This window comes from Cecembia lonarensis LW9, assembly GCF_000298295.1.
In the GTDB taxonomy this organism is placed as follows: Bacteria; Bacteroidota; Bacteroidia; order Cytophagales; family Cyclobacteriaceae; genus Cecembia; species Cecembia lonarensis.
This window is the reverse complement of sequence record NZ_AMGM01000111.1, coordinates 1-10,317: the sequence shown is the minus strand read 5'-3', so window position 1 is coordinate 10,317 and position 10,317 is coordinate 1. Positions and strand designations below refer to the sequence as shown.

Sequence of the window (10,317 nt, the reverse complement as noted above, 5' to 3'; positions counted from 1 at the left end):
AACTGGTCAAAATTGGAGTATTTTTGATCTTGCAAATTCCAATTTCAATGTCGAAATTGAAGCTGTGGATGCTGAAGAAGGTGAAACTTTAGAGACAGTTGAAATCTTCGTTAGACACAGAAGGCTGATAGCAGGAGTAGGTTTTGAATATATTCCATCAGGAACTAGTACTCAAGTTAATCAGGTGTTGATTGGAACATTGACGAGGGCTGATTTCCAAAAAGCTACAGAAAATCCAAATCACCCTACAACTCGATATCTTAGATCTTCTTTTAGTATTTCCGCGACTCAAGTAGTAGCTGCGTTAGGTGTTAGCTTAGAAGACATTGAAGGCGCTGATGCTTTCGAATTTAGATTAAGAGCTACTGATAGGTTTGGTAGGGTATTCTCTGATACAAACCGTTCTCCTGATGTTCAGGGCGGTTTCTTCTATCGTTCACCCTTCAGGTATGATGTTCCTGTGGTATGTCCATCTGATTTAGGTGGTACTTATAACTTCGAGTCGACTGCCATGTCCTCTGCATTTGGGTCCTGCCCGGGTACAATCACTGGCGAGGTAACATTTACGCCCGTGAGTGGTACTACCTCTTATATCGTTTCAGATGCCACATTTGGCTTTTGGGATTGTTATGGTGATGCTTTCGATGGAGGTGAAGTCCGTTTGAATGATGCTTGTGGAAGGTTATCTTTCTCTGGCACGGATAAGTACGGTGATCAGTATACCTTTAATTTTATCAGCAATGATGGCCAGGCATTGGTTTTCACTTGGGTTAATTCCTCTAACGAAACCGGTACTGTTACCTTGTTTGCTAATGATACGCCTTGGCCAAGTGGCTTGAGATAAAAGTAAACTAGTAAACTTTCTTCATAATAAAAAAAGCAGCGTCTATTGGGCGCTGTTTTTTTATGTCATTAAAAATTTGATTCCAACTTTCACATCTAATTTTACTGAATAATACTATTCAAAAACTCAACCTTTCATTTAGATTAAAATTTTCTGAGTATCCTTAATCTTACACGTAGTAGAATTATATTTGGTTGAAGAGACCCTCGGCAAGCTCGGGGAACGGAGTTTAGGTTTGGAAAATCGGGGGAGGGAAGAAATGCGGCAAAGCCGCATTTCTTCCCTCCCCCCCATATTTATTTAAGTCCCGGTGGCCGAGCTTGCCGAGGCCCTCCAATTGATACGTGTAACATTCCGAATAGACAGATAAAATTTTCAGCATAGACAAATATGCTAATTACTTATAGAGAATTAATGGTTGATTTTCATGTTTTTATTATGAGAATCAATATTTTGGGCAATCTTATTTTTTCTGGACACTATTTTCTCTCTCTCCGCCAAATTTAATTTTATTTCTATCAATATTAGTGGTCTAAAATTAAATATTTGGAAAAGCGAATAAACAGTTTTTAAAGGCAAAACTTATCTTATACCTTTGTAAACAAAGATATTAACAAACCCATGGATAAATTCTCCTATATCTCAAATGCACATGTGGCTTACATTGATGAGCTTTATGCTGAATATAAAAACAACCCTGATTTAATAGACCCAAGTTGGAAAACCTTTTTTGATGGTTTTGATTTTGCCATTACCAAATTTGGAGAAGATGAGCAGGGCGGTGCAGTAGTTTCTCCCAATGGAGGTTCTGCTGCTGCATCCAAATCAGGTTCATTGGCTACACCAGGTACCATTATGGACATGGAACAATTGCCAAAAGAAATTAAAGTACGTGCGCTTATCCATGCTTACCGCTCGAGGGCACATCTTAGGTCCAAAACGAATCCTGTAAGAGAGAGAAGGGACAGAAAAGCACTTTTAGATATAGAAGACTTTGGTCTTGATAACAATGATCTCAACACTGAATTTCAAGCAGGCAAAGAAATTGGAATAGGCACCGCTAAACTCTCCAAAATATTGGATTCTCTAAAATTTATTTATGAGGGAGCAATCGGTTTTGAGTATCTGTATATCCGTGACCCAGAGATTTTGGATTGGTTGAAGACCAAAATCGAAAAAGAGGCCTTGGCTTTCAACCCTTCAGTAGAGGATAAGAAACGAATTCTTTTTAAATTAAATCAAGCTGTTGTATTTGAAAACTTTCTTCATACCAAATACTTGGGACAAAAGAGGTTTTCTCTGGAAGGTGGTGAAAGTACCATTCCATTCCTCGACGCTTTGATCAATACAGCCACGGACCATGGTGTAGAGGAAGTTATGATTGGCATGGCGCATAGAGGCCGTTTGAATGTGCTGGCGAATGTCATGGGCAAAACTTACGAGCAGATTTTTTCCGAATTTGAAGGGACGGCCAAGCCTGATTTGACTATGGGAGATGGGGACGTAAAATACCATATGGGTTATTCGTCCGATATTGTTACGCCAACAGATAAGAAGGTACATTTGAAATTGGCACCGAACCCTTCACATTTGGAAGCTGTAAATCCTGTGGTTGAGGGATTTATCCGTGCCAAAATAGATGCAGTACATCAAGGTGATTCCAAAAAAGCACTGCCTATTTTGATCCACGGTGATGCTGCGGTTGCCGGTCAGGGGATAGTTTATGAGGTTACCCAAATGGCTGGATTGAAAGGCTACAACACAGGGGGGACTGTACACTTTGTGATTAATAACCAAGTCGGTTTCACCACCGATTTTGACGATGCCAGGACCTCTATTTATTGTACTGATGTGGCTAAAATGATAGATGCTCCCGTTATCCACGTGAATGGAGACAATGCGGAAGCTGTGGTATTTGCCGCCAAATTAGCCGCTGAATTCAGGCAGAAATTCAATAAAGACATATTTGTGGACATGGTTTGTTACAGGAGACATGGCCATAATGAATCGGATGAACCAAAATTCACTCAACCCGAGTTGTATAACATCATTTCCAAGCATCCAAATCCCCGTGAAATTTATGTTAAAAGGCTGACTGAACGGGGTGATATTGATGCCAAAATTGCCAAAGATATGGATGCCGAATTCAGACAGTTGCTGCAAGATCGTCTGAATATGGTCAAAGAAAAACCTTTGCCATATCAAATGACCAAATTTGAAAGGGAATGGGGATCCTTGAGGAGGTCCAATCCTGAAGACTTTGATCAATCACCGGAAACAGGGGTTTCCGAAGAGGTGATCCGTCAGGTCGGTGAAGCTTTAACCAGCATTCCGAAAGGTTTTAAACCCATCAAGCAAATTGATGTACAATTGAAGCAAAGAAAAGATATGTTCTTTAACGCCAAGATGCTCAACTGGGCAGGAGCTGAATTGTTGGCTTATGGGTCCCTTTTACTAGAAGGCAAGACGGTAAGAATTACGGGTCAGGACGTGCAACGTGGTACTTTTTCCCATAGACATGCGGTGGTACATGATGCCAATACAAATAAACCTTATAACTTTCTTAAGGAATTGAAAGATAGTAAAGGGCAATTTTATATTTACAATTCCTTACTTTCAGAGTATGCCGTATTAGGCTTTGAATATGGTTATGGGATGGCAAATCCCAATGCTTTAGCCATTTGGGAAGCACAGTTTGGCGATTTTGCCAATGGTGCGCAGACCATGATTGACCAGTTTATTTCCTCGGGAGAGTCCAAATGGGGCAAAATGAACGGTATCGTGATGCTTCTTCCCCATGGGTATGAAGGTCAAGGTCCTGAGCACTCCAATGCCAGGCCAGAAAGGTTTTTACAATTGTCTGCTGAATACAATATGGTGGTGGCCAATATCACAGAACCTTCCAATTTCTTCCATCTCTTGAGAAGGCAGCAAGCTTGGGAGTTTAGAAAACCTTGTGTGGTGATGTCACCAAAATCATTGCTCAGACATCCGAAAGTTGTTTCTCCAATCGAATCCTTCACTTCAGGAAGCTTCAGGGAAATTATTGATGATGCAACGGTCAAGACAAAAGATGTGAAGCGTGTCCTGCTTTGCTCCGGTAAAATCTATTATGACCTGGAAGAAGTAAGAGAAAAGGAGAAAATTAAGGATGTTGCCATCATTAGGGTTGAACAATTGCACCCACTTCCTAAAAAGCAAATTATGGAAGCGCTTGCAGCCTATAAAAATGCTGAAGTGGTTTGGGTACAAGAAGAGCCTGAAAACATGGGCTACTGGAATTATATGTTAAAGATGCTTTATAAGGACATTTCTTTAGATGTAATTTCCAGAAAAATGTCGGCTTCTCCTGCCACAGGTTACCATAAGGTTCACGTAGAAGAACAACAAAATATCGTCAATAAAGCGTTAAAAATTTCATAAATAACCCCTGGTCAAGGCCCTGTTAGGGTCTTGGCTTTGGTTTAATTTAAAATAGTATCAGTTAAATTAACCTTAAACCAAATTAAACAAATTGGTTTGGGGGTAAAAAGAAACAAACAATGAGCCTAGAAATGAAAGTCCCCGCTGTAGGGGAGTCCATCAGTGAAGTCACCATTGGACAATGGTTTAAACAAGACGGTGACCAAGTGGCCATGGATGAGGTCATCTGTGAACTGGAATCTGATAAAGCTACTTTTGAACTGACTGCGGAATCAGCAGGGATTTTGAGGATAAAAGCACAGGAAGGTGATACCTTAGAAATAGGCGCCACCATTTGTGTTATAGAAGAGGGAGGGGCAGCAGCCCCTAGTCCTTCTACCAAGAAGGAAGCTGAAAGCAGTCCTGCTTCTCAGGCTTCAGGTGGAGGAAAAACAGGTGAAATTAAGGAAATGATTGTTCCTACTGTTGGCGAGTCCATCACAGAAGTTACATTGGCTTCTTGGTTAAAGGCCGATGGAGATTACGTGGAATTGGATGAAATCATAGCTGAAGTGGATTCAGACAAGGCAACTTTTGAATTGCCTGCAGAAGCCACTGGTATTTTGCGTCACGTCGCACAGGAAGGAGATACCCTTGAGATCGGCGGTCTCATCTGTAAAATTGAAGTCGTTGAAGGAGGAGCACCTGCTGCATCTCCGGCGTCCACAGTTGATGCTCCTGCAAGCGCTTCTGCCCCATCAGGTTCAGAAACGTATGCAACAGGACATGCTTCTCCTGCTGCTGCAAAAATTATTGCTGAAAAAGGATTGGATCCTGCCCAGATTCAGGGAACAGGGAAAGACGGTAGGATTACCAAAGAAGATGCGATGAATGCAGAGGTGAAGCCAAAAGAAGCTGCCCAGACAGCTCCCAAAACTGCCCCGGCCGTTGCAAAAGAAGAACCTACTCAAATTCCGAAAATGGCAGGTTCAAGAGATAGCCGAAGAGAAAAAATGTCTTCTCTAAGAAAAACAGTTTCCAGAAGGTTAGTGTCCGTGAAGAATGAAACAGCCATGTTGACCACTTTCAACGAGGTGAATATGGGGCCAATTATGGAGATGAGAAAGAAATTTAAGGATCAGTTTAAAGAGAAACATGGCGTAAATTTGGGCTTTATGTCCTTCTTTACCAAGGCAGTTTGTGTAGCGCTTCAAGAATGGCCTGCAGTCAATGCACAGATTGATGGCAATGAGATTGTATATAATGAATTCTGTGATATTTCCATTGCAGTTTCCGCACCCAAAGGGTTGGTCGTTCCGGTGATCCGAAACGCCGAGTCCATGAGTTTTGAGCAAATTGAAAAAGAAGTAGTAAGATTGGCTACCAAAGCCAGAGACAATAAATTGTCCATAGAGGAAATGACTGGAGGAACCTTCACCATTACCAATGGCGGTATCTTCGGCTCCATGATGTCCACGCCGATCATCAATGCGCCACAGTCAGCCATACTAGGGATGCACAACATCGTCGAAAGACCAATGGCGGTGAACGGAGAGGTGAAAATTCTGCCCATGATGTACTTGGCACTTTCCTATGACCACAGGATCATCGACGGCAGGGAATCTGTGAGCTTCTTGGTAAGGGTGAAGCAACTCTTGGAAGATCCGACGCGGTTGCTGTTTGGCGTCTAAGGAGAAGCTAGCTTGCCTACCACTAGGTAGGAGGCGAGAAGCGAGAGTTTAGAAACAAGAAATAAGAAGCAAGAGACAAGAACAAAGAGCGGGTTTCTTGCGATGGCTTTACCAAAAAGGGTATAAGATCCGATCGTAGACCTTATATCTTTTATTTTAAAAGAAATTGAAATTTTACCTAGATACGAGTCTAATGTCTTGTGTCTAGCATCTAAAAGTCTTAAATATGTACGACATCATAGTAATAGGTTCAGGACCTGGCGGATATGTGGCTGCGATCAGAGCAGCTCAACTGGGCATGAAAACCGCCATCATAGAAAAGTACCCAACCTTAGGTGGAACCTGTCTTAATGTAGGCTGTATTCCTTCAAAAGCTTTGTTGGATTCTTCAGAACATTACCACAATGCAGCCCATACTTTCAAAACGCACGGGATCAACTTAAGTAATCTCAAAGTTGACCTGAAGCAAATGATTGCCCGTAAAGAGGATGTGGTCAAGCAGAATGTTGATGGAATTCAGTTCTTGATGAAAAAGAACAAAATCGATGTGCATCAAGGCCTAGGTTCTTTTGTAGATAAAAATACAGTAAAGGTGACCAAGGATGATGGCTCCTCAACAGAAATTCAAGGTAAAAACATCATCATTGCCACAGGTTCCAAGCCTGCAAGCCTTCCATTCATCAATATCGATAAGGAACGCATCATCACTTCCACTGAGGCTCTGAAAATGAAAGAAATTCCTAAGCATCTGATTGTAATAGGTGGAGGGGTAATTGGGATGGAATTGGGTTCTGTCTATGGCAGAATGGGAGCTAAGGTTTCGGTAGTTGAATACATGGATGCACTTATCCCTTCTATGGACCGCACCATGGGTAAAGAATTGCAAAAATCACTGAAAAAGCTGGGCTTTGAGTTTTACCTCAAGCATAAAGTGACTGCTGTTGAAAATAAGGGGAAAGAAGTGCTGGTGAAAGCAGAAAATAGCAAAGGAGAAGTTGTTGAACTGAAAGGGGATTACGTGTTGGTATCCATAGGCAGAAGACCCTATACAGATGGCTTAAATGCTGAAGCTGCGGGAGTCAAGGTAAACGATAGGGGGCAGGTAGAAGTAGATGATCACCTGAGAACCAATGTACCAAATATCTATGCCATTGGAGACGTGGTCAAAGGCGCCATGTTGGCCCACAAAGCAGAAGAAGAAGGGGTATTTGTGGCAGAAAGTATTGCAGGACAAAAGCCACATATCAATTACCTGTTGATCCCGGGTGTAGTTTATACTTGGCCTGAAGTGGCTTCCGTGGGGTATACCGAAGAACAATTGAAGGAAAAAGGCATCAAGTACAAAGCAGGGAAGTTCCCATTTATGGCCTCCGGCAGGGCTAGAGCTTCCATGGATACTGATGGATTGGTGAAGGTATTGGCTGATGCCGAAACCGACGAAATCCTAGGCGTACATATGATCGGTCCAAGAACGGCCGATATGATCGCGGAAGCGGTAGTGGCTATGGAATACCGTGCCTCTGCTGAGGATATTTCCAGAATGTCCCATGCCCATCCTACTTATACAGAAGCTTTCAAGGAGGCATGTCTGGCGGCTACGGATAATAGGGCATTGCATATTTAAGAAGCAGGAGGGTTGTACCATGTACAAAGTACCATGTAAAAGTCTCGAAGGTAGACAAGTCATGCTAAGAAATGGTGAAATGTAAGCTAAACTGGAAAATAAATATAAGCTGTCTCAAATATTGAGGCAGCTTTTTTGTTTATATATCAAATTGGTGTTGGTTAGGTGGAATTTATCTGGATTAGTTATCCGGAAAAAATTCTAAATCCATTTATTTGACCATCCATTGTATCTTGAAAAGTACAAAAAAAGATATTTAGTGTACTTTTGAAAGTTCAAAAAAATCATATGAAAAAAGTAGAAGACATCCTTAAACTAGGAGATCCAAGGTTATACGAAACCTGTGAACCTGTGCAAAAAGAAGAACTTCCTTTGGTAAAAAACTGGGTAAAAGACCTGCATGAAGCCATGGAAGATATCCGAAAGCAGTATGGATTCGGAAGAGGTATTGCTGCTCCACAATTGGGGATTATGAAAAGGTTGTTTTACCTGAATTTTGACCGTCCCATGGTCATTATTAATCCTGAAATCATCCACGCCAGTCCTGAAATGTTTGAATTATGGGACGATTGCATGAGTTTCCCCAACCTCTTGGTCAAAGTCAAGCGTCACCAATCCCTTACCTTGGAATACCTGGATGAAAACTGGGAAAAACAAAGTTGGACCGTGAAAGATGACATTTCTGAATTGGTACAACATGAGTATGACCATCTGGATGGGGTATTGTGTACGATGAGAGCAATTGATGAGAAGAGTTTTAGGTGGAGGGAGTAGAGGGATGAGATGAGCCAAGGCAAAAGGGGGATTTCAGAAGTTTGGGTTAGAACCATTCAGAAATTAAGGGAACTAAGGATTTCATTAAGAAGTCTGATGTCGGAAGGAGAAAGTCTGATGGTCGAAAAAGGCCTGAAGGGCCGCACTGTTAAAGCCCAGGGAGAAGCCCTGGGAATAAAGGTGAATTCAAAATAGGCCTGAGGTCTGAAGGACCGGTTTGAAGAAGGAATTCGAAAGTGAGATTTCGGAGGTTTGAACCATTAAGATTTTAGGTTTTTTTAAAGTATTTCATTAACCTTCATGGACTACCTCCATCAAAAATCAATTTTGAATTACGCTTGAGTATAAAAAATCTTTATCAAAAAAAACTGGCTACGATTTGTCTTCAATTTTATTCGAAAAAAACCGCTTCACCAGTTTGTACCCAAGATAAAGTAAACCCATTATCAAAGCGAAATTGAAAAATTGCCATCCAAGTAAATTCCAATTGTTTAAATCCAAGTTCATGCTCTAAAGATTTATTTGTGAGTTTTGTATTTAATAGGTTCTTGAGGGGTTTCTAGCATAATATTCTTTAAATTTAATTGGTTTCATTGGTAAATCAAATGGTGTCATCTGCCATAAAAAAATCAATCTGGAGGAATATACTCGAATCTGTCAGGGGTTTATAAAATTATTTCCCTAATTTTGCACCAATTTAGCCATAAGTAATTATTCCTCTTAAAACCTCTTTTAGAATGCCTAAAGACACCAGCATTAAACACGTTTTGCTTATCGGATCAGGACCCATTGTTATCGGACAGGCCTGTGAATTTGATTATTCCGGCTCACAAGCCTCAAGATCCCTTCGTGAAGAGGGCCTGAAAGTGACCTTGATCAACTCCAATCCGGCCACCATTATGACCGACCCGGTTACTGCGGACAACGTGTATTTATTGCCTTTGGAGAAAAAATCGATTGTCAAAATCCTTCAGGAACATCCGGATATTGATGCCGTACTTCCTACCATGGGGGGACAGACTGCCCTTAACCTGGCCATCGATTGTGATAAAGCGGGCATTTGGAAGAAATTTGGGGTAAGGATGATCGGGGTGGACATTGAGGCCATCGATACTGCTGAAAACAGGGAGAAATTTAAAGCGCTGATGGAAGAGATCGGTGTGGGTGTGTGCAAGGGTGATACAGCCACTTCCTTCCTTCAAGGAAAAGAAATTGCGCAGGAAATTGGTTTTCCCCTCATCATCAGAGCTTCTTACACTTTGGGTGGTGCAGGCGGTGCTTTTGTGGAAAAAGCAGAGGATTTTGAAAAACATTTGATGGCAGGCCTTCAGGCCTCACCCGTGCATGAAGTTTTGATAGAGCAAAGTATTCTGGGCTGGAAAGAGTATGAGTTGGAAGTGATGCGGGACAATATCGGTAACATGATTGTGATCTGTTCCATCGAAAACTTTGACCCAATGGGTGTTCACACCGGGGACTCCATTACTGTGGCGCCAGCCTTAACCTTGCCTGATACGGTGTACCAACGTATGCGTAACTATGCCATTACCATGATGAACAGCATTGGTAATTTTGCCGGTGGTTGTAATGTACAGTTTGCCGTTAGCCCTGATAATTCTGAAATTATAGGCATAGAGATCAATCCAAGGGTTTCCCGTTCCTCAGCACTGGCCTCAAAAGCAACAGGTTACCCCATTGCGAAGGTAGCGGCTAAATTGGCTATAGGTTATAACTTGGATGAATTGTCCAACTCCATTACTGGAACGACTTCAGCCTTTTTTGAACCAGCCATTGACTACGTGATTGTAAAAATTCCAAGATGGAATTTCGATAAGTTTAAAGGCTCTGACAGAAGATTGGGATTGTCCATGAAGGCAGTTGGGGAAGTGATGGGCATTGGAAGAAACTTCCAAGAGGCATTGCAAAAGGCCTGTCAGTCGCTTGAAATAAAGAGGAATGGTCTTGGCGCTGACGGTAAGGAA

Annotated in this window: 6 protein-coding genes; all 6 read left to right on the top strand. The window is 41.7% G+C overall.

Annotated features, from left to right (window positions below; all coding sequences use genetic code 11):
• Positions 1-844: hypothetical protein (locus tag B879_RS18965; protein ID WP_040401254.1), on the top strand; the 844-nt coding region annotated here is incomplete at its 5' end.
• Between the two features lie 621 nt (positions 845-1,465).
• Positions 1,466-4,267: a 2-oxoglutarate dehydrogenase E1 component gene (locus tag B879_RS18960; RefSeq protein ID WP_009186839.1), complete on the top strand. Its 2,802-nt coding sequence runs from the start codon at positions 1,466-1,468 to the stop codon at positions 4,265-4,267.
• A 119-nt stretch (positions 4,268-4,386) separates the two neighbouring features.
• Positions 4,387-5,937: a 2-oxoglutarate dehydrogenase complex dihydrolipoyllysine-residue succinyltransferase gene (odhB, locus tag B879_RS18955; RefSeq protein ID WP_009186838.1), complete on the top strand. Its 1,551-nt coding sequence runs from the start codon at positions 4,387-4,389 to the stop codon at positions 5,935-5,937.
• 226 nt (positions 5,938-6,163) lie between these two features.
• On the top strand, positions 6,164-7,561 hold the full coding sequence (gene lpdA / locus B879_RS18950) for a dihydrolipoyl dehydrogenase (RefSeq protein ID WP_009186837.1): 1,398 nt from the start codon (positions 6,164-6,166) through the stop codon (positions 7,559-7,561).
• Between the two features lie 288 nt (positions 7,562-7,849).
• Positions 7,850-8,335, top strand: coding sequence for a peptide deformylase (locus B879_RS18945; protein ID WP_009186836.1), 486 nt, complete (start codon positions 7,850-7,852; stop codon positions 8,333-8,335).
• A gap of 737 nt (positions 8,336-9,072) precedes the next feature.
• On the top strand, positions 9,073-10,317 hold a 1,245-nt coding region (carB, locus tag B879_RS18935; protein WP_040401250.1), incomplete at its 3' end, for a carbamoyl-phosphate synthase large subunit.